Here is a 19,586-nt window from a genome sequence, read left to right as displayed (position 1 = left end):
AGATCAAAAGATCGCAGCCTTCGGCAGCTCCTACCCGCGATGCACCAGGTCCAGGCACACCGAGTTGATGCAATAACGCAGGCCGGTCGGCGGCGGGCCGTCCGGGAACACGTGCCCCAGGTGCGCATCGCATTTGGCGCAGACCACTTCGGTGCGGATCATGCCGTGGCTGACGTCACGGATCTCGACCATGGCGCTGTCGCCGATCGGTGCATAAAAGCTCGGCCAGCCGCAGCCGGAGTCGAATTTGGTTTTGGAGTCGAACAGCGGTTCGTTGCAGCAGATGCAGTGGTAAATGCCGTCGACCTTGCTGTCGTTGTACTTGCCGGAGAACGGTCGCTCGGTGCCCTTGAGGCGGCAAACGTTGTACTGCTCCGGGTCGAGCATCGCCCGCCATTCTTCCAGGGTTTTTTCCAACTTTTCCATCGTCACACCTCAGCAGTTGAAAAAGCCCGATCTGTACCTTTTCCACGGATCGGGCGGCACGTATGATTGCGCCTCGTCAAACGCCAGTCTGGCAGCCAGACCACGCGCATTCAAACGGATTTATGGGTGCTGCCTCTCAAGGCGTCAGGCCTGTGTGAATACGCAGGATTCCCAGTACGGTCGTTCATACGCCGCCTGGATCGTTCATTTTCGGGAACACATCGCCATGCAGGTCAGCAAATCGAACAAGCTCGCCAACGTCTGCTACGACATTCGCGGCCCAGTGCTCAAGCACGCCAAACGCCTGGAAGAGGAAGGCCATCGCATCCTCAAGCTGAACATCGGCAACCCGGCGCCTTTTGGTTTCGAAGCGCCGGATGAAATCCTCCAGGACGTCATCCGCAACCTGCCGACTGCTCAGGGCTACAGCGATTCCAAAGGTCTGTTCAGCGCCCGCAAGGCCGTGATGCAGTACTACCAGCAAAAGCAGGTAGAAGGCGTCGGCATTGAAGACATCTATTTGGGCAACGGCGTTTCCGAGCTGATCGTGATGTCGATGCAGGCCCTGCTTAACAACGGCGACGAAGTGCTGGTGCCGGCCCCGGACTACCCGCTGTGGACCGCCGCGGTGAGCCTGTCGGGCGGCAACCCGGTGCATTACCTGTGCGACGAGCAGGCCAACTGGTGGCCGGATCTGGCCGACATCAAGGCCAAGATCACCCCGAACACCAAAGCACTGGTGATCATCAACCCGAACAACCCGACGGGCGCGGTGTATTCGAAAGAAGTCCTGCTGGGCATGCTGGAACTGGCCCGTCAGCACAACCTGGTGGTTTTTTCCGACGAGATCTACGACAAGATTCTGTACGACGATGCCGTGCACATCTGCACAGCCTCGCTGGCGCCGGACTTGCTGTGCCTGACGTTCAACGGTTTGTCCAAGTCCTATCGCGTGGCCGGCTTCCGTTCCGGCTGGATCGCCATTTCCGGCCCGAAACACCACGCCCAGAGCTACATCGAAGGCATCGACATGCTGGCCAACATGCGTCTGTGTGCCAACGTGCCGAGCCAGCATGCGATCCAGACCGCCCTCGGCGGCTACCAGAGCATCAATGATCTGATATTGCCCAACGGACGACTGTTGGAACAGCGCAATCGCACCTGGGAACTGCTCAACGACATTCCCGGCGTGAGCTGCGTCAAGCCAATGGGCGCGCTGTATGCGTTCCCACGGATCGACCCGAAAGTCTGCCCGATCCATAACGACGAGAAATTCGTGCTCGACCTGCTGCTCTCGGAGAAGCTGCTGGTGGTTCAAGGTACGGCCTTCAACTGGCCATGGCCGGACCACTTCCGTGTGGTGACCCTGCCGCGTGTGGACGAACTGGACATGGCCATCGGACGTATCGGCAACTTCCTCAAGTCCTACCGTCAATAACCTGCCTGTCACCGTGCGACGCTTGCGCAAGTCGCACGGTGATTGATTCAGCAACATTTCTTTGCGCCCTGCCAAACATCGCTTCTTCAATCGCTGACTGATGACTCGTTGCGTGCTCGCGTCTAACAACGGCGGGGCTTACGACGCTAATTGGCTGACAAACGCTTCCCGCATCGACGTCGGAAACGCCCTTCAAACAGCTAGACTGTTGCCGTAGGACACAGTTTGAAATAGTCACCCGGTTGAATAGCCCGGGTCAGCACCTTATATACCCCGCAGTACGCTACATCTTTAGCATGAGGAGATTTCTACAACCATGATGCGCATCCTGCTGTTTTTGGCCACTAACCTGGCGGTCGTGCTGATTGCCAGCATCACCCTGAGCCTTTTCGGCTTCAACGGGTTCATGGCGGCCAACGGGGTTGATCTCAACCTCAATCAGCTGCTGATTTTCTGTGCGGTCTTTGGTTTCGCCGGTTCGCTGTTCTCGCTGTTCATCTCCAAGTGGATGGCGAAGATGAGCACCAGCACCCAAATCATCAGCCAGCCGCGCACACGTCACGAGCAATGGCTGCTGCAAACCGTCGAGCAATTGTCCCGGGAAGCCGGGATCAAGATGCCCGAAGTCGGTATTTTCCCGGCCTACGAGGCGAACGCCTTTGCCACCGGCTGGAACAAGAACGACGCGTTGGTCGCGGTCAGCCAAGGGCTGCTCGAGCGTTTCTCGCCAGATGAAGTGAAGGCCGTTCTGGCCCACGAAATCGGCCACGTAGCCAATGGCGACATGGTCACACTGGCATTGGTCCAGGGCGTGGTGAATACCTTCGTGATGTTCTTCGCACGGATCATCGGCAACTTTGTCGACAAGGTGATCTTCAAGAACGAAGAAGGCCAGGGCATCGCCTACTACGTGGCAACCATCTTCGCCGAACTGGTTCTGGGCATTCTGGCCAGCGCCATCGTCATGTGGTTCTCGCGTAAACGCGAATTCCGTGCAGACGAAGCCGGTGCACGTCTGGCCGGCACCGCCGCAATGATCGGCGCCCTGCAACGCCTGCGTGCCGAACAGGGCCTGCCGGTGCACATGCCGGACACCCTGACTGCTTTCGGCATCAACGGTGGCATCAAACAAGGGTTCGCCCGCATGTTCATGAGCCACCCGCCGCTGGAAGAGCGCATCGACGCACTGCGTCGTCGGGGCTGATAGCTTTGCGGTGATACAAAAAGGGGCGATCATCTGATCGCCCCTTTTTTGTGCCTTGCTGTTCCATCAACTCATCAAGCGATAAACCCGCTCTTCAAGCCGCGTAACACCGCTTTCCAGGAACTTCCAGCTCTCGCCCAGAACGTCCTGGTCCTCCAGAATCTTCAACTCCCACGAAGCACCGAACAACCGTTGCACTTCATCATCCAGCACTGCAAAGGGCGGCCCCTCCATTTGTGCCTGATCGTAATCCAGGGTAATCAGCAGCCCCAGCGAATCCTTCGGCACAATCCGCTTCAGATGCTCGGCGTATTGCTCCCGCATCTTCGGTGGCAAGGCGATCAACGCAGCGCGGTCGTACAGCGCACTGCAATCGGCGACATCGCCGGCCGTCAACGCGAAGAAATCACCACACCAGATCTCGATCGAGCCCGCCCGATAGACAGTAAAGGGGCCTTGGTCGCTGACGTCCGGATCAAATTGATGCTCGTGAAAAAAGTCTTCCACCGCTTTTTCCGACAACTCGACGCCCAACACCTCGTGACCGCATTTCGCCAGCCACAGCAGATCCAGGCTTTTCCCGCATAGCGGCACCAGTACGCGCGAGCCCTCTTCCAGGCCCAGCTGCAGCCAGTACCGTTGCAGATATGGATTCACTTCCGGCAGGTGAAAGCCGATCTGATTCGACGTCCACCGCTTGTGCCAAAACTCCGGCTGCATAATTAATCCCGAAAATTCGATCAAAAGACCCTAAAACTTATATTAGATTTAGATCAATGATCTGACTGAAGATGATGCCATCTTACCCCTCAGGAGCTCATTCATGTTCCCCAGCCTGTACATATCCCATGGCTCCCCCATGTTGGCACTGGAACCGGGCGCCAGCGGGCCCGCCCTCGCTCGCCTGGCCGCAGAATTGCCGAAACCCAAAGCCATCGTAATTGTTTCTGCGCATTGGGAAAGCAATGAGTTGCTGGTCAGCGGCAATCCTCAGCCTGAAACCTGGCATGACTTCGGCGGGTTTCCGCAGGCGTTATTCGACGTGCAATACCCGGCGCCCGGCAATCCGCAATTGGCCGCAGAGGTTGTCGAACTGCTGAAGAGCGATGGCCTGCCCGCACGCATCGACGCCGAACGGCCGTTCGACCATGGTGTCTGGGTGCCCTTGTCATTGATGTATCCACAAGCCGATATCCCCGTGGTGCAAGTCTCGCTGCCCACCAGCGGCGGCCCGCCCCTGCAGACCCGCGTCGGTCATGCCCTGGCCGGTCTGCGCGAACACGGCGTGCTGCTGATCGGTTCCGGCAGCATCACCCACAACCTGCGCGAACTGGACTGGCACGCCGGCACAGAAAGCGTCGAACCCTGGGCCCAGGCATTTCGTGACTGGATGATCGAAAAACTCGCTGCCAACGACGAAACCGCGTTGCACGATTACCGTCAGCAAGCACCGAATGCCGTGCGCAACCATCCGAGTGATGAGCATTTGTTGCCTTTGTATTTTGCCCGCGGCGCCGGAGGACATTTCAGCGTGACCCACAAGGGATTCACCATGGGGGCCTTGGGCATGGACATTTACCGCTTCGGATAAGCTCAACCTGTGGCGGCCAGGCTCAGACTACATCAACGCCGACATGAATCGCATCGTGCCGCCAAAACTCCAGGTCACAATCAATCAACCGCTCATGCTGATCGTAATTGACCCGAGCGATGCGCAACCCCGGGCTCCCCACCGACACCCGTAAAGCCGCCGCCGCATCCACCGACAACGCCGTCGGCACAATCTCGAAACGCACCCGCCCGTAGTGCAAATCGTAATGCCGCGCGTACAGCTCGGTAATCGACTGATTCAAATCGAAATCCAGAATCCCCGGAAAAAACTGCGGATTCAAATAGTGCTCCACGTACAACACCAGCCGCTCATCAATCCGCCGCGCCCGACAAATCTGAATCACGCTGGATAACGCCGGCAACTGCAACCAGGCACAGACCGCTGCCGACGCCGGTTGCAACCGCGCGGAAATCACCTCGGTGGATGGCACCCGCCCCTGTGCACTGACCATCGCGTGAAAGTGACTGCGCTGCATCAGGTTGTAGGCCAGGCGCGGTGGCGACACGAACCAGCCACGGCGCTCCTCCCGATAAATCTGCCCCTGGGCTTCCAGTTGCAACAACGCTTCTCGCACGGTGATCCGCGTGGTACCGAACAACTCACTAAGCTTGCGCTCGGCCGGCAGTTTGCTCCCGGGCGCCAACAGGCCATGGTCGAGCTGTTCCTGCAGAACCTGCCCGATGGCTGTCACCGCTTTGGTTGTCTCGATGCGCATCAACGTTACCTATCTGGACTAGACCAGCACTGTTTCGGGGCGGAACCGCGATTCAAACCGGTTCCCTCAACTCCCGACAAGCCTAGGCACTGCACATGACTGACAGATGACAAAGCCGCCGAACGGTTGATCCAGACACCTGCAATTTCACGGCCAAGTCCTTTTATATCAGCCTATTAGCCATGGTCTACGCTTACTCCGAAGCCTGAGCATTGCAGCTCAAAAAATATAGGCCGACCGGTCGTCGACATCAAAATGTCATCAGAGGCGCCTAAATTGGCTCAGGTATTGCTGACCTAGACCAACACAACCGCAATCGCAGCGTTGAAAACGCCCAAAGGAGCTTCGGATGAAACAGCTTTTCCTGGCCTCACTGTTAGGCTCGACCATTGCCATGTGTACCGCCGCGATGGCGGCTGATAGCGATTTGAAAACCCTGGAAGCCGCGGCGAAAGCGGAAGGTGAAGTCAACAGCGTCGGCATGCCCGACAACTGGGCCAACTGGAAAGGCACCTGGGATGACCTGGCCAAGAACTACGGCCTGAAACACATCGACACCGACATGAGCTCGGCCCAGGAAATCGCCAAGTTCGCCGCTGAAAAAGACAACGCCACTGCCGATATCGGTGATGTCGGTGCAGCGTTCGGCCCGATCGCGGTGAAGCAAGGCGTTGTACAACCGTACAAGCCAAGCACCTGGGATCAGATCCCGAGCTGGGCAAAGGATAAGGACGGCAACTGGGCGCTCGCCTATACCGGCACCATCGCGTTCATCGTCAACAACAAGTTGCTGCACGGCTCCGACGCTCCGACCAAATGGGCTGACCTCAAGAACGGCAAATACAAGGTTTCCATCGGTGATGTGAGCACCGCTGCCCAAGCCGCCAACGGCGTTCTGGCTGCCGCGCTCGCCAACGGTGGCAATGAGAAAAACCTCCAGCCGGCGCTGGATCTGTTTTCCGAGATCGCCAAGCAAGGGCGCCTGTCGATGGCCAACCCGACAATTGCCACCATGGAAAAGGGTGAAATCGAAGTCGGCGTGGTCTGGGACTTCAACGGTCTGAGCTACAAGGCCAAAATGGTCAACCCGGATGACTACACTGTGCTGATTCCATCCGATGGTTCGGTGATTTCCGGTTACACCACCATCATCAACAAATACGCCAAGCACCCGAATGCCGCCAAACTGGCCCGCGAATACATCTTCAGCGACGCCGGCCAGACCAATCTGGCACGCGGTAACGCCCGTCCGATCCGCGCCGAGCATCTGACACTGCCGCCTGAGGTTCAGGCCCAGTTGCTGCCTAACGAGCAGTACAAAGGCGTGACCCCGATCAAGGACGCAGATGCCTGGGAGAAAACCTCCAAAGCCCTTCCTCAGAAGTGGCAGGAAGAAGTCATCGTCAATATGAAGCAATGATGTATCCGTAGGAGCTGCCGCAGGCTGCGATCTTTTGATCTTTCACTCAACACTCAAGTGAAAGCAAAAAGATCGCAGGCTCCGCCAGCTCCTACGACGATCAGATCCAGTTTCGCTTTTCGGAGTTCCAGCCCCTATGAAGCACAACGTCATCCTTGTCGTGCTCGACGGCCTCAATTACGAGGTCGCCCGTCACGCCATGGGGCACCTGCAGGCTTATGTCGGCGCAGGACGCGCGGCGCTCTACAAACTGGAGTGCGAACTGCCGGCGCTGTCCCGTCCGCTTTACGAGTGCATCCTGACCGGCGTCACGCCGATCGACAGTGGAATCGTTCACAACAATGTCTCGCGCCTGTCCAACCAGCGCAGCATCTATCACTACGCCAGCGATGCCGGCCTTGTAACCGCCGCCGCGGCCTATCACTGGGTCAGCGAGCTGTATAACCGTTCGCCGTTTATTGCCGCGCGGGATCGACACACCGACGACCCGGACCTGCCAATCCAGCACGGTCATTTCTACTGGAGCGATCACTACCCGGACTCGCACCTGTTCGCCGACGCCGAAAACCTGCGCCTGCGTCATGCGCCAAACTTTTTACTGGTCCACCCCATGAACATCGACGACGCCGGGCACAAGCACGGCCTCGACACCCCGCAATACCGCAACAGCGCCCGCTCGGCTGACATTATTCTGGCCGACTACCTGCACACCTGGCTCGACGCCGGGTATCAGGTGCTGGTGACCGCCGACCACGGCATGAACAACGACCGTTCTCACAACGGCCTGCTGCCGGAAGAGCGCGAAGTACCGCTATTCGTCCTCGGCGACGCTTTCAGCTTCAATGCCAACGCCGCACCGAAACAGATTGAAATCTGCGGCACCGTCTGCGAACTGCTGGGTGTGGCCCACGACAAACCTGTGTGCCAGGAGCTGCTCAAGTGAACACCATGACGCGCGGAAAATGGCTGGCAGCCTTGTGTCTGGTGCCTTTTGCACTGTTCTTTATCGTGTTCCAGATCGCCCCGTTGTCCTGGGTGATGATCAACAGCCTGCAATCGGAAGAGTTCGGCTGGGGCATCGCCAACTTCACCAGGATCTTCAATTCGAAGTTCTATCTGCAGGCGATCCAGTTCAGCCTCGAGATCAGTTTCTGGTCCAGCGTGTTCGGGATCATCATCGCGGTGCTCGGCGCCTATTCCTTGCGCCGGGTCGACTCGAAATTGCGCAACTTCGTCAACGCCTTCGCCAACATGACCAGCAACTTTGCCGGCGTGCCTTTGGCCTTCGCGTTCATCATTCTGCTGGGCTTCAACGGCAGCTTCACCATCATGCTCAAGCAGGCCGGGATCATTCAGGACTTCAACCTGTATTCGAAAACCGGGCTGATCATTCTCTACACCTACTTCCAGATCCCGCTCGGCGTGTTGCTGCTCTACCCGGCCTTTGATGCCCTGCGCGAAGACTGGCGTGAATCCGCCGCGCTGCTCGGCGCCAATGGCTGGCAGTACTGGCGGTACATCGGTTTGCCAGTGCTGACTCCGGCGCTGCTCGGTACGTTTGTGATCCTGCTGGCCAACGCCCTGGGCGCCTACGCCACGGTGTACGCCCTGACCACCGGCAACTTCAACGTGCTGCCAATCCGCATCGCGGCGATGGTTTCCGGGGACATTTCCCTGGACCCGAACCTGGCCAGTGCCCTGGCTGTGGTGCTGGTGGCGTTGATGACCCTGGTGACCATCGTGCATCAGCTGCTGTTGAAGAGGAGCTACCATGTCTCGCGCTGAACTGGGTCCCGTCGGTGTCTATCACCGGATGGTGGTGTATTTGCTGTTTGCCATCCTGTTGCTGCCATTGCTCGGGACGCTGATCTACTCGATCGCCAGCAGTTGGTCGGCGACCATTCTGCCCAGCGGCTTCACCGTTAAATGGTACGTGGAGCTGTGGAGCGACCCGCGCTTTCTCCATTCGTTCGGCCAATCGCTGCTGGTCTGCGTCGGCTCGCTGATTCTGTCGGTGGTGCTGATTCTGCCGTTGCTGTTTGTGGTGCATTACCACTTCCCGAAACTCGATGCGCTGATGAACATCCTGATCCTGCTGCCCTTCGCGGTGCCGCCGGTGGTGTCGTCGGTGGGCCTGTTGCAACTCTACGGTTCCGGGCCGTTCGCGATGGTCGGGACGCCGTGGATTCTGATCGGTTGCTACTTCACCGTGGCGCTGCCGTTCATGTACCGGGCAATCACCAACAACCTGCAAGCGATCAACCTGCGAGACCTGATGGACTCCGCCCAACTGCTCGGTGCCAGCACCTGGCAAGCGGCGTTCCTAGTGGTGCTGCCAAACTTGCGCAAAGGTTTGATGGTGGCGTTGCTGCTGTCGTTCTCGTTCCTGTTCGGTGAGTTCGTGTTCGCCAATATCCTCGTCGGGACCCGCTACGAAACCCTGCAGGTCTACCTCAACAACATGCGCAACAGCAGCGGCCACTTCACCAGTGCGCTGGTGATTTCCTATTTCTTCTTTGTGCTGGTTCTGACCTGGGCTGCCAATATCTTGAACAAGGACAAAAGCCAATGAGCTTCGTCAGCGTCCAACACCTACTGAAAAGCTACGCGGGCACCACGGTGTTCAGCGACATCAACTGTGAAATCCAGAAGGGTGAGTTCGTCACCCTCCTCGGCCCGTCCGGTTGCGGCAAGTCCACACTGCTACGCTGCATCGCCGGGCTGACCTCGGTGGATGGCGGCAAAATCCTCCTCGATGGCCAGGACCTCGTTCCGTTGAGCCCGCAGAAACGCGGGATCGGCATGGTGTTCCAGAGCTACGCGCTGTTTCCGAACATGACCGTTGAACAGAACGTCGCCTTTGGTTTGCGCATGCAGAAGGTCAATGCCGACGACAGCCGCAAGCGTGTTGCCGAAGTACTGAAACTGGTGGAGCTCAACGACTTCGCCGCGCGTTATCCGCATCAACTGTCCGGCGGCCAATGCCAGCGAGTCGCCCTCGCCCGCTCGTTGGTGACCCGGCCTCGCCTGTTGTTGCTGGATGAACCGCTGTCGGCCCTCGATGCGCGGATTCGCAAGCACTTGCGCGAACAGATCCGTCAGATCCAGCGTGAACTCGGCTTGACCACGATCTTCGTCACTCACGATCAGGAAGAAGCCCTGACCATGTCCGACCGAATTTTCTTGATGAATCAGGGAAAGATCGTACAAAGCGGCGACGCCCAGACCCTTTACACCGCACCCATCGATGTCTTCGCCGCAGGTTTCATCGGCAACTACAACCTGCTGGACGCCGACAGCGCCACAAAACTGCTGCAGCGAACGATTACCCACCGCATCGCGATTCGCCCGGAAGCCATCGAGCTGAGCCTCAACGGCGAACTCGACGCACAAATCCGCAGCCACAGCCTGTTGGGCAACGTGATTCGCTACCGGGTCGAAGCCCGGGGCGTGGAATTGGTGGTGGATGTGCTGAACCGCTCGGCGGCCGATTTGCATCCCGATGGTCAGCGTCTGGCGCTTTCCATCGATCCAACGGCCCTGTGTGAGGTAGCCTGATGACTTTGCTGATGTTGAAGAGAGAACCGCACTGATGGCCCTGGCAATTTTTGATTTGGACGAAACCCTGATCCACGGCGACTGCGCCACACTTTGGAGCGAGCAAATGGGCCGCCTGGGTTGGGTCGATCCCGAGTCGTTCATGCGTCAGAACAACGAACTGATGGACGCCTACAGCCACGGCAAACTGCGGATGGAGGAATACATGACCTTCAGCCTGGAGCCGATGATCGGGCGCACGCCGGAAGAGGTCGACCATTTGGTAGGGCCTTGGGTGGAAGACTTCATCGAGCCGATCATTTTCAGTGACGCCACCAAAGCCATTGCGGCCCATCGCAAGGCCGGTGATCGGATTTTGGTGATTTCGGCGTCGGGCACGCACCTGGTCAGACCGATTGCCGATCGTTTGGGCATTGACGAGATTCTCGGCATCGAACTGGAAGTGGCACATGGGGTTTATAGCGGCAACACCGTTGGCACGCTGACCTACCGCGAAGGCAAGATCACACGTTTGCTGGAATGGCTGGATGCGGAAGAGGAAAACCTTGAGGGCGCCAGTTTCTACTCGGACTCACGCAATGATTTGCCGTTGCTGCTGAAGGTGGATTTCCCACACGTGGTAAACCCGGATCCGGTGCTGCTTGAGCACGCCGAAAAGGCCGGCTGGCCGATCCACCTCTGGAAGTAAACTCAATTCCCTGCGGGAGCGAGCCATGTGGCGAGGGGATTTATCCCCTCGCCACAGGTTCGGTGTTATCAGGTGAGGTTTTCGTCGATCACCAACACCAACTTTCCCGACACCTTATTAGTCGCCAACTCCGCAAACGCCGCTTCGGCGTCCTTGATCGGAAAGGTCTTGGCCAATTGCGGGCTTAAACGCCCTTCGGCAAACAGCGGCCAGACATGTTGGCTGAGATCGCTGAACAGATCCGCCTTGAACTGATCGTCGCGACTGCGCAAGGTAGAACCCAACAACTGCACGCGCTTGGCCAGCACCTGCGCCAGATCCAGCTGGGCCTCACGACCGCCCATCAGGCCGATCAGTACCCAACGACCATCGCGCGCCAGCAGTTTCAGATTCAACGCGGCGTAGTTGCCGCCCACCGGGTCGAGAATCACATCGAACGGCCCCAGGTCGCTCAAGCTGTCCAGATCCCCGTTGCGCACGACCCCACCTTGGGCCCCCAGCGCTTCGCAGTAAGCCAGACGCTCGGCGGAACCGACGCTGACCCAGCACGGGTTACCAAACGCCTTGCACAGCTGAATGGCAGCTGAACCGATTCCACTTGCTCCGGCGTGCAGCAGAACTTTCTCACCCGGCTTGAGCGCAGCCAGTTGAAACAAATTCAGCCAAACGGTCGCATACACTTCTGGCAGCGCTGCTGCCTCCGCCAGGGACAAACCTTCGGGAACCGGCAACACATGCCGTCCGTCGACAACTACCTCCTCGGCCATCCCGCCCCCGGCCAGCAAGGCGCAAACCCGATCCCCGACTTGCCAGGACGAGCCAGCCCCCACCTCACTGATTACCCCCGAACACTCAAGACCCAGTACCTGACTGGCTCCCGGCGGTGGCGGATAAAGACCCGCCTTCTGTAACAAATCGGCGCGATTGAGACCCGCAGCCGCCACTCGAATCCGAACTTGTCCTACATCGCATGTAGGACTGGGCTCTTCAACCCACTCCACTTGACCTTCAACGCCTTGCAATGCTTTCACAGTGCCTCCATAGTGAGTCTGGACTGAGCCCGTAGCTGTAGCGCCGGGCTTTCTTGCATTATGCGACCGGCCCTGGGGCCTATACGAAATCTAGCAGGCAGTTTTCGTACAGAACCTGGTGGTACCGGCGAATTCAAAGACGGCCTAATATGCGTGATCAATTGTCCCCGCGTCGAATCAGCATGAAGCATTTTTTCCCCAGCACCGCCCTAGCCCTATTCATTGGTATCGGTCTGTTGCCGATGTCGACCAATTCGTTTGCAGCCAATAGCTGGGACAAGCTTCAGCCTGATCGTGACGAAGTGATCGCCAGCCTGAACGTCGTCGAGTTGCTCAAGCGCCATCACTACAGCAAGCCGCCGCTCGATGACGCGCGCTCCGTGATCATCTATGACAGCTATCTCAAGCTGCTGGACCCGTCGCGCAGCTACTTCATGGCCAGCGACATTGCAGAATTCGACAAGTGGAAAACCCAGTTTGACGACTTCCTCAAAAGCGGCGACCTGAATGCCGGGTTCACCATCTACAAGCGCTACCTGGACCGCGTCAAAGCGCGTCTGGACTTCGCCCTTGCCGAGCTGAACAAAGGCGTCGACAAGATCGACTTCACCACCAAGGAAACCTTGCTGATCGATCGCAAGGACGCCCCTTGGCTCAAGTCCACCGCAGAACTCGACGACCTGTGGCGCAAACGCGTCAAGGACGAAGTGCTGCGGCAGAAGATCGCGGGCAAGGACTCCAAGCAGATTCAGGAAACCTTGACCAAGCGCTACAAGAACCAATTGGCGCGCCTAGACCAGACCCGTCCGGAAGATATCTTCCAGGCGTACATCAATACCTTCGCCATGTCCTACGACCCGCACACCAACTATCTGTCGCCGGATAACGCGGAGAACTTCGACATCAACATGAGCCTGTCCCTCGAGGGCATTGGCGCCGTGTTGCAGAGCGACAACGACCAGGTGAAAGTCGTGCGTCTGGTGCCTGCCGGCCCGGCCGACAAGACCAAGCAAGTCGCACCGGCCGACAAGATCATCGGCGTTGCCCAAGGCAACAAAGAGATGGTCGACGTGGTCGGCTGGCGCCTGGACGAAGTGGTCAAGCTGATCCGTGGGCCGAAAGGCACCGTGGTGCGCCTGGAAGTGATCCCGGCCAGCAATGCGCCGAACGACCAGACCAGCAAGATCGTCCCGATCACCCGCGAAGCGGTGAAGCTTGAAGACCAGGCGGTGAAGAAGTCGGTCCTCAACCTGAAACAGGACGGCAAGGACTACAAGCTCGGCGTCATCGAGATCCCGGCCTTCTACCTGGACTTCAAGGCTTTCCGTGCTGGCGACCCGGACTACAAGAGCACCACTCGCGACGTCAAGAAACTACTGACCGAGTTGCAGAAAGACAAGGTCGACGGCGTGGTCATCGACCTGCGCAACAACGGCGGCGGTTCCCTGCAGGAAGCTACCGAGCTGACCAGTCTGTTCATCGACAAAGGTCCGACCGTTCTCGTGCGTAATGCCGATGGCCGGGTCGATGTACTGGAAGATGAAAACCCGGGTGCCTTCTACAAAGGGCCGATGGCGTTGCTGGTCAACCGCTTGTCTGCCTCGGCTTCGGAGATTTTTGCCGGCGCCATGCAGGACTATCACCGCGCGTTGATCATTGGCGGCCAGACCTTCGGTAAAGGCACCGTGCAGACCATTCAGCCGCTGAACCATGGCGAACTGAAACTGACCCTGGCCAAGTTCTACCGGGTTTCCGGCCAGAGCACCCAGCATCAGGGCGTACTGCCGGACATCGATTACCCGTCGATCATCGACACCAAGGAAATCGGCGAAAGCGCACTGCCTGAAGCCATGCCGTGGGACACCATCCGCGCGGCCATCAAGCCTGCGGTCGACCCGTTCAAGCCGTACATCTCGCAGCTCAAGTCCGAGCATGACGTACGCTCGGCCAAAGACGCGGAGTTCGTGTTCATCCGCGACAAACTGGCCCTGGCGCAGAAACTGATGGCGGAAAAAACCGTCAGCCTCAATGAAGCCGATCGTCGTGCACAACACGCCGATATCGAAGCCAAGCAACTTGCCATGGAAAACATCCGTCGCAAGGCCAAGGGTGAAGAGCCGCTCAAAGAGCTGAAGAAAGAAGACGAGGATGCTATTGCGGCCGAGCCGGACAAGACCAAACCGGAAGACGATGCCTACCTGAGCGAAACAGGGCGGATTCTGTTGGACTACCTGAAACTCAATACCACGGTAGCCAAGCACTAAGTTGTTACAAGCAAGATGATGGCAATTTAATGCTGACGCTCCCCGGAGCGTCATCAAACAGTCATCATTCTGTCGTGAAATAAAGGACTGGGAGCCCTCTTTATCCAAGAGGTGCTCCCAGTCCTTTTTTTATCGCCAGAGAAAGCCATGACCACCACAGAACAGCTGAGTGCTTTGAGTTCCATACTGGCTCAAAGCGGTTTGCACAGCTTGTTCCAGCCGATCATTTCCCTCTCTGAGCGACGCATTCTCGGTTACGAAGCTCTTAGTCGCGGCCCCTCCAACAGTCCACTGCACTCCCCCCTCGCACTGTTCGCCGTCGCCCGTCAGGCTGGCCGCCTGAGCGAGCTGGAAATCGCTTGCCGTCAAAGCGCCTGCCGACGTTTCAATGAGCAGCAACTGCCCGGCAAACTGTTCCTCAACGTTTCCCCTGAATCCCTGCTCGAAGCCGCCCACCAACCCGGGCGCACCCTGCAACTGCTGCAGGATTTCGGCATACCGCCGAGTCAGGTGGTGATCGAACTGACGGAACAAACCCCAACCGACGATTTCGAGCTGCTACAAACCGCTCTGCATCACTATCGAGCGATGGGGTTTTCCATTGCTCTGGATGATCTGGGCGCAGGCTATTCGAGTTTGCGGCTGTGGTCCGAATTGCGTCCGGACTACGTGAAGATTGATCGACACTTCATCGACGGCATTCACCAGGATGCCCTCAAGCGCGAATTCGTCGGCTCGATCCTGCAAATTGCCAAAGCCTCACGGGCGCAAGTGATCGCAGAAGGTATCGAGCTGCCGGAAGAACTCGCGGTGCTGACCGAGATGGGCGTCGATCTGGTCCAGGGCTACCTGCTCTGTCGGCCTCAAGAGCAACCGCCCCGGGATGCCCGAGCGATGATGCCCAAACACGACAGCTCCGCCGTGGCGTTAAACGATGAAGGCAGTGACCTCAGCGCCCTGCTCAATGACCAACCGGCAGTGGGTCGCGATACCCCGACCGCCACCGTCCTGGAAGCCTTTCGCCGCCAGGCCAACCTGAACTCCCTGGCGGTACTCGACGAGCAAAGTCAGCCCTGCGGCATCGTCCACCGGCATTCGCTCTCCGATGCACTGCTCAAGCCTTTTGCCACCGACCTGTTCGCCCGCAAGCCGATCAGCCGTTTAATGAGTGATGACTTCCTCGCCGTTGAGATGAGCCAGTCGTTGCAACAAGTGAGTCGCCTGATCACCAGCCGCGCGCGGCAGCGCATCGAAGAAGACTTCATCATCACCCTTAACGGCGGTTACTTGGGATTGGGCCGAGTGATCGACGTACTCAAACTGATTACCGAACTGAAGATCCAGCAAGCCCGTTACGCCAACCCGCTGACCCTGTTGCCGGGCAACGTGCCGATTCAGCAATGCCTGACGCGGCTACTGCAACAGCAACGGGAGTCGGTGATCTGCTACGTCGACATCGACAGTTTCAAACCCTTCAACGACATCTACGGCTACGGCCGTGGGGATGAAGTCCTGCTATGCCTGGCGCAATGCCTGAATGATCGCGTCGACCCTTCCCGCGACTTTGTCGGTCATATCGGAGGCGATGACTTCCTGCTGGTACTCGGCCCGGAAGACTGGCGCAAACGCCTGAACCAGTTACTCGACGATTTCCACAGCCAGTGCCGGCGCTTCTATCGCGCCGAACATTTGGAGGCTGGATGCTTTATCGCGCCTAATCGCCAGGGTGTGCGGCAAGAGTTTCCGTTGTTGTCGCTATCGATTGGGGTGGTGCATTTGCATCCCGAGGCCTGTGGACAACTCGATGCCAGCCAATTGGCGGAGATGGCGTCACAGGCCAAACATCACGCGAAGAACGTGCCGGGGTATAGCGTGCATGTAATTGATAGCCTGGCAGTGCCGGCAGTCGAAGAAACGCTAATGGCCGGGCACCGGTGATCACCACAAAAAAAATCGCAGCCTTCGGCAACTCCTACATTGAAATGCGTACACCCTGTAGATACCGTCTTGACCCTCACCGGGCAAGCGCAAGTTTCGGGTCATAGGGTTGGCCTCGGTGTAAGTGAGTGATCAACTTCGCAAATATTAACAAAGGTTTACATCAGCCATAAATTTCGTCCGGTATAGTTTTTCGCAACTCGCGAAGCTTGGAGGAGATCCTGAACTGATAAAAATTCGACGACTGTTCGCAACCCCTTTGGCAAGTATCCAGTACCCCGACGCAGAAAGACTCAATGCTGAGCTGAAAGCTATAGTCACAAGTCGTATGGCGGAAGATCGCGGCGGCACGCAGCGTAGCAATGACGGCGGCTGGCAGTCCACGAACGATTTCCCTAAATGGGGAGGGGAAGCGTGCGATGCTTTAGTGAGGTTTGCCACAGAGTTCGCCATTCAACTTACCGCGGTTCATAGTGAGCAATACGGATTAACCGAGCCCAGTTTCGAATGGAAACTCAACGCGTGGGCAAACGTTAACGAGGCCGGCCACAGCAATTCACTTCATGGGCACCCTGGTGCGTTTTGGTCAGGGGTTTACTGGGTCGATGCCGGCGGCCGGGAGGATGATCCGGCAATTGGAGGTGATCTAGAGTTTATAGACCCGCGCGGCATGGTTGCATCGACATACAACCCTGCTCTGCGAATGAGAGTCGAAGATTGCCTTACTGCCGGCTTTAGTATTACCTGTGCCGCCAGAAGTGGAACTTTTATCATGTTTCCATCGTGGCTAATGCATTCAGTACAACGTTTTGAAGGGGCGAGACCACGAATCTCTATCGCTTTTAACTTCGGCGCTTAACGAGATTTCGATTTACTTGAACCGCCGCTAACTTCGTAGACACATCTAAATACCCGCTATTGGCCAATTAAAAAAGGGGACGATTTTGTTTTTCCGTTCCCTTCTGAAAAATAGATCCGTCCCAGATCCGTCCCTTTTTTCATTATCACTGTCGAGCGGCGTGGTGCATTTACATCCACAGGCCTGTGGACAACTCGATGCAAGCCAGTCGGCGGAGATGGCATTGCAGGCCAAGCATCACGCGAAGAATGTGCCGGGGTATAGCCTGCATGTGATCGATAGTTTGGCGGTGCCTGAAGCCGAAGAAGAATTGCTCGTCGGGCAGCGGTGATTGCTGATCCTGATCGTTCCCTCACTCTGCGTGGGAATGCCTCAAGGGACGCTCTGCGTTCCAGCCCCACCACCGGTGTCGAGCCTGACACCGATTTGACGCAGAGCGTCACGGGCTGCATTCCTATGCAGAGCGTGGGAACGATCATTCAACTCAGACTGGGGGCGGCGCCTCGGAACCGCGAGACGCCAACTCTTTCAGTTTAAGCTCGGCCAACGGATGTCCTGCTTTGGCGGCCATCTCCCAAAACCGCGCAGCTTCAACCGCATCCGGCGCCTTGCTCGGCGTCCCCGCCAGACTAATCACGCCCACCTGATACGCCGCTTTGCCATCCCCCGCCAACGCCGCCAGGCGCAGCAATCGCACTCCCTCTTCGCGAGCGCCAAGGCCGACACCGCGAAAAGTCAGGATGTGGCCATAGAAGCTCTGGGCGCCAACATCACCCAGGTTCGCCATGCGTGCGAACTGGCCTTCGAGCCAGCTCCAGCCACGCGGTTGGCGCACAAACCATGACCAGTGAAACAGCCTACGCGCCAGCCAGTAACTGGCCTTCGCCTTGAGTCGTAGAAACACTCAGGCCTCTGCCGATTCGGGGTATTCGTACTCGAACACCCGCACCACTTCCGAGGCATGCCAGGACGCTGCGGCAATGCCATCGGAAGGGCCGGAGAAACGCCCTAATCGCTCGACACATTCAAAGAATCCGGTGCGCGGCAGGCGGCTGGCGCCCTGGCTGATCACCAGCGAACTACGCAATGGCTGCTCGGCCTTGGCGTCCAGCGCGGCCAGATGTTCAAGCGCGGCGGTCAGGGTTTGCATGGCCGGTGTGGGCAGTTGCAAACGTTCGAGCAACGCCCGGTATGTCAAAAGATGACGCTGGCGACGCGCCTGATCCAGTTCACCCAGCAACCCGTCCCAATGTTGACGACTGATGCGTACGCTCACGATTCATCCCTCCACCCTGGCACCGTCAATTCCCAGGCCAGGCTGCGGCGAATCGCAGCGTCGGGTAGACGCTCGCCACTTTCGATCAAGGCCAGATAAGACGGGCTGATGCCTACCGTGCGGGCCAACGCCTCGATGGCGATGCCCTTCCCTTCGCGCAAACTGCGTAGTTGATCCAGACCCGGAAGAATCTGGTCTGGTGTTGCCGCGTGACGCTCTGGGGCGACCCGCGGCGGTTGTTCATTGATGCCTGCTGCTTTTAGTAGAGCCTGATACTGAGCCCATGGCAGAACCGCATACTCGGGCTCTCCTTCGCGTGTAATTATCTGAATATCCATGACTACCCCGTAGGACAACAACACTTAGCGAGTCGGCACTTTTCCCTAGAAGTGTAATCCTAACAGCGGCCAAGGTCGCGGGGGTATCAATCTATGGATGAGATTGAATCAGTTCAGTTTTTTTTTCGGCCCCTGAAGTTGAAGTTGTTCCGGGGTATCGGGCAGGCGTTCGACCACTGCAAGCTTTTCCGGCAACTGACGCTTGCGCCAGGCGCGAAAGGCGTTGAGTTCGTCGTCGAGAACTTTCATCAGCCACGCCAGCACCGCGATGTCATCGAGCATGCCGAACACTGGAATGAAGTCCGGAATGGCATCCACCGGACTAAGGAAGTACATCAGGCCAGCCACGACCGATATCAGGGCTTTGGGGCTGATGGCCCGATACTCACCGCGCCAGTAAGCCAGGCAGAGTGCCTGCAACAGGCGTAGATCATCCTTGAGCTTGCCCAGCCGGTTACCCTGGCTGGCACCTTTGCTGGCCACCGCGAAGAGCAAGGTCGGCAAACGTCCACGCGCGAGCAGGCGTCCGGCCAGAGGCAGGAAACGAGCGAAACTCCAGGGTGTTTTCATCATTTCCTCCCACTGAAATGTTATCCACACAAATTGTGGATAACCTTGTGAACAGAGCTGCTTTTCACGGCTGAAAGCCCCGTTTCATAAGGGCCTAACTCAGATCGGGCGTTTTTTACTCACATAAAAAAACCCAAGATTTCATTGACTTGGCGCTCTGGCGCGGCTAGCACGGGCGTCCTCAATGGCTATGACTCCAGCCTACAGCATCCGTTCGCTTTGTTTACCTTCCCTGAACGCCAGATGCAA

Annotated in this window: 20 protein-coding genes and 1 pseudogene; 13 read left to right on the top strand and 8 right to left on the bottom strand. The window is 57.8% G+C overall.

Features of this window, described 5'->3' with window-relative positions:
- Positions 1-30: 30 nt before the first annotated feature.
- Positions 31-426, bottom strand: coding sequence for a peptide-methionine (R)-S-oxide reductase MsrB (gene msrB, locus ACA059_RS08190; protein ID WP_497633361.1), 396 nt, complete (start codon positions 424-426; stop codon positions 31-33).
- 226 nt (positions 427-652) lie between these two features.
- Between msrB and ACA059_RS08185 the strand changes: the two genes are divergently transcribed.
- A complete protein-coding gene (locus ACA059_RS08185; RefSeq protein ID WP_415760804.1) occupies positions 653-1,864 on the top strand; it encodes a pyridoxal phosphate-dependent aminotransferase in 1,212 nt (403 codons plus the stop codon).
- Positions 1,865-2,180: 316 nt separating this feature from the next.
- Complete coding sequence (gene htpX / locus ACA059_RS08180; RefSeq protein ID WP_008145865.1) at positions 2,181-3,068, top strand: protease HtpX; 888 nt, start codon at positions 2,181-2,183, stop codon at positions 3,066-3,068.
- A gap of 66 nt (positions 3,069-3,134) precedes the next feature.
- Here htpX and ACA059_RS08175 read toward each other — a convergent pair whose 3' ends face one another.
- Positions 3,135-3,788, bottom strand: a complete 654-nt coding sequence (locus ACA059_RS08175) for a thiopurine S-methyltransferase (protein WP_497633360.1) — start codon at positions 3,786-3,788, stop codon at positions 3,135-3,137.
- A gap of 103 nt (positions 3,789-3,891) precedes the next feature.
- On the opposite strand from ACA059_RS08175, the gene ACA059_RS08170 reads away from it, so the two are divergent.
- Complete coding sequence (locus tag ACA059_RS08170) at positions 3,892-4,659, top strand: DODA-type extradiol aromatic ring-opening family dioxygenase (RefSeq protein WP_497633359.1); 768 nt, start codon at positions 3,892-3,894, stop codon at positions 4,657-4,659.
- Positions 4,660-4,681: 22 nt separating this feature from the next.
- Here ACA059_RS08170 and ACA059_RS08165 read toward each other — a convergent pair whose 3' ends face one another.
- Positions 4,682-5,395: a UTRA domain-containing protein gene (locus ACA059_RS08165; RefSeq protein ID WP_008145862.1), complete on the bottom strand. Its 714-nt coding sequence runs from the start codon at positions 5,393-5,395 to the stop codon at positions 4,682-4,684.
- Between the two features lie 349 nt (positions 5,396-5,744).
- Between ACA059_RS08165 and ACA059_RS08160 the strand changes: the two genes are divergently transcribed.
- The 6 genes from ACA059_RS08160 to ACA059_RS08135 all read left to right on the top strand — a co-directional run bounded on the left by ACA059_RS08160 (position 5,745) and on the right by ACA059_RS08135 (position 11,061).
- A complete protein-coding gene (locus ACA059_RS08160; RefSeq protein ID WP_497633358.1) occupies positions 5,745-6,815 on the top strand; it encodes an ABC transporter substrate-binding protein in 1,071 nt (356 codons plus the stop codon).
- Between the two features lie 136 nt (positions 6,816-6,951).
- Positions 6,952-7,758, top strand: a complete 807-nt coding sequence (locus ACA059_RS08155) for an alkaline phosphatase family protein (protein WP_497633357.1) — start codon at positions 6,952-6,954, stop codon at positions 7,756-7,758.
- A 5-nt stretch (positions 7,759-7,763) separates the two neighbouring features.
- Positions 7,764-8,600 (top strand): ABC transporter permease, encoded by an 837-nt coding sequence (locus tag ACA059_RS08150; RefSeq protein WP_497634636.1) that lies wholly within the window; start codon positions 7,764-7,766, stop codon positions 8,598-8,600.
- Positions 8,587-9,387, top strand: a complete 801-nt coding sequence (locus tag ACA059_RS08145) for an ABC transporter permease (RefSeq protein WP_497633356.1) — start codon at positions 8,587-8,589, stop codon at positions 9,385-9,387. The genes ACA059_RS08150 and ACA059_RS08145 overlap by 14 nt, the downstream gene beginning before the upstream one ends.
- Positions 9,384-10,373: an ABC transporter ATP-binding protein gene (locus ACA059_RS08140; RefSeq protein WP_497633355.1), complete on the top strand. Its 990-nt coding sequence runs from the start codon at positions 9,384-9,386 to the stop codon at positions 10,371-10,373. Before ACA059_RS08145 ends, ACA059_RS08140 begins: the two co-directional genes overlap by 4 nt.
- A 34-nt stretch (positions 10,374-10,407) precedes the next feature.
- Entirely contained in the window at positions 10,408-11,061 is a 654-nt protein-coding gene (locus ACA059_RS08135) for an HAD family hydrolase (protein ID WP_008145849.1), read from the top strand.
- A gap of 68 nt (positions 11,062-11,129) precedes the next feature.
- Here the strand turns inward: ACA059_RS08135 and ACA059_RS08130 are convergent, their stop codons facing one another.
- On the bottom strand, positions 11,130-12,092 hold the full coding sequence (locus tag ACA059_RS08130; RefSeq protein ID WP_497633354.1) for a zinc-binding dehydrogenase: 963 nt from the start codon (positions 12,090-12,092) through the stop codon (positions 11,130-11,132).
- A 182-nt stretch (positions 12,093-12,274) separates the two neighbouring features.
- Here ACA059_RS08130 and ACA059_RS08125 point away from each other — a divergent pair, with 182 nt between their 5' ends.
- The 4 genes and pseudogenes from ACA059_RS08125 to ACA059_RS08110 form a co-directional block, all read left to right on the top strand.
- On the top strand, positions 12,275-14,356 hold the full coding sequence (locus tag ACA059_RS08125; protein ID WP_497633353.1) for a carboxy terminal-processing peptidase: 2,082 nt from the start codon (positions 12,275-12,277) through the stop codon (positions 14,354-14,356).
- Between the two features lie 147 nt (positions 14,357-14,503).
- On the top strand, positions 14,504-16,294 hold the full coding sequence (locus tag ACA059_RS08120; protein WP_497633352.1) for a bifunctional diguanylate cyclase/phosphodiesterase: 1,791 nt from the start codon (positions 14,504-14,506) through the stop codon (positions 16,292-16,294).
- Positions 16,295-16,463: 169 nt separating this feature from the next.
- Positions 16,464-17,153 carry a TIGR02466 family protein gene (locus ACA059_RS08115; RefSeq protein ID WP_497634635.1) on the top strand — a complete coding sequence of 230 codons (690 nt, stop codon included), beginning with the start codon at positions 16,464-16,466 and terminating at the stop codon, positions 17,151-17,153.
- Between the two features lie 142 nt (positions 17,154-17,295).
- A pseudogene (locus ACA059_RS08110) lies at positions 17,296-17,484 on the top strand (diguanylate phosphodiesterase); the annotation flags it as partial.
- Between the two features lie 153 nt (positions 17,485-17,637).
- On the opposite strand, the gene ACA059_RS08105 reads toward ACA059_RS08110, so the two are convergent.
- The 4 genes from ACA059_RS08105 to ACA059_RS08090 form a co-directional block, all read right to left on the bottom strand.
- Entirely contained in the window at positions 17,638-18,057 is a 420-nt protein-coding gene (locus ACA059_RS08105) for an SEL1-like repeat protein (protein ID WP_497633351.1), read from the bottom strand.
- Entirely contained in the window at positions 18,058-18,429 is a 372-nt protein-coding gene (locus ACA059_RS08100; protein WP_059401930.1) for a hypothetical protein, read from the bottom strand.
- Positions 18,426-18,767, bottom strand: coding sequence for a helix-turn-helix domain-containing protein (locus tag ACA059_RS08095; protein ID WP_123369006.1), 342 nt, complete (start codon positions 18,765-18,767; stop codon positions 18,426-18,428). The genes ACA059_RS08100 and ACA059_RS08095 overlap by 4 nt, the downstream gene beginning before the upstream one ends.
- A 108-nt stretch (positions 18,768-18,875) precedes the next feature.
- Complete coding sequence (locus tag ACA059_RS08090) at positions 18,876-19,337, bottom strand: YkvA family protein (protein WP_497633350.1); 462 nt, start codon at positions 19,335-19,337, stop codon at positions 18,876-18,878.
- Between the last annotated feature and the right edge of the window lie 249 nt (positions 19,338-19,586).

Source organism: Pseudomonas sp. LBUM1647, assembly GCF_059716175.1.
This window is presented reverse-complemented; position numbering and strand designations above follow the sequence as displayed.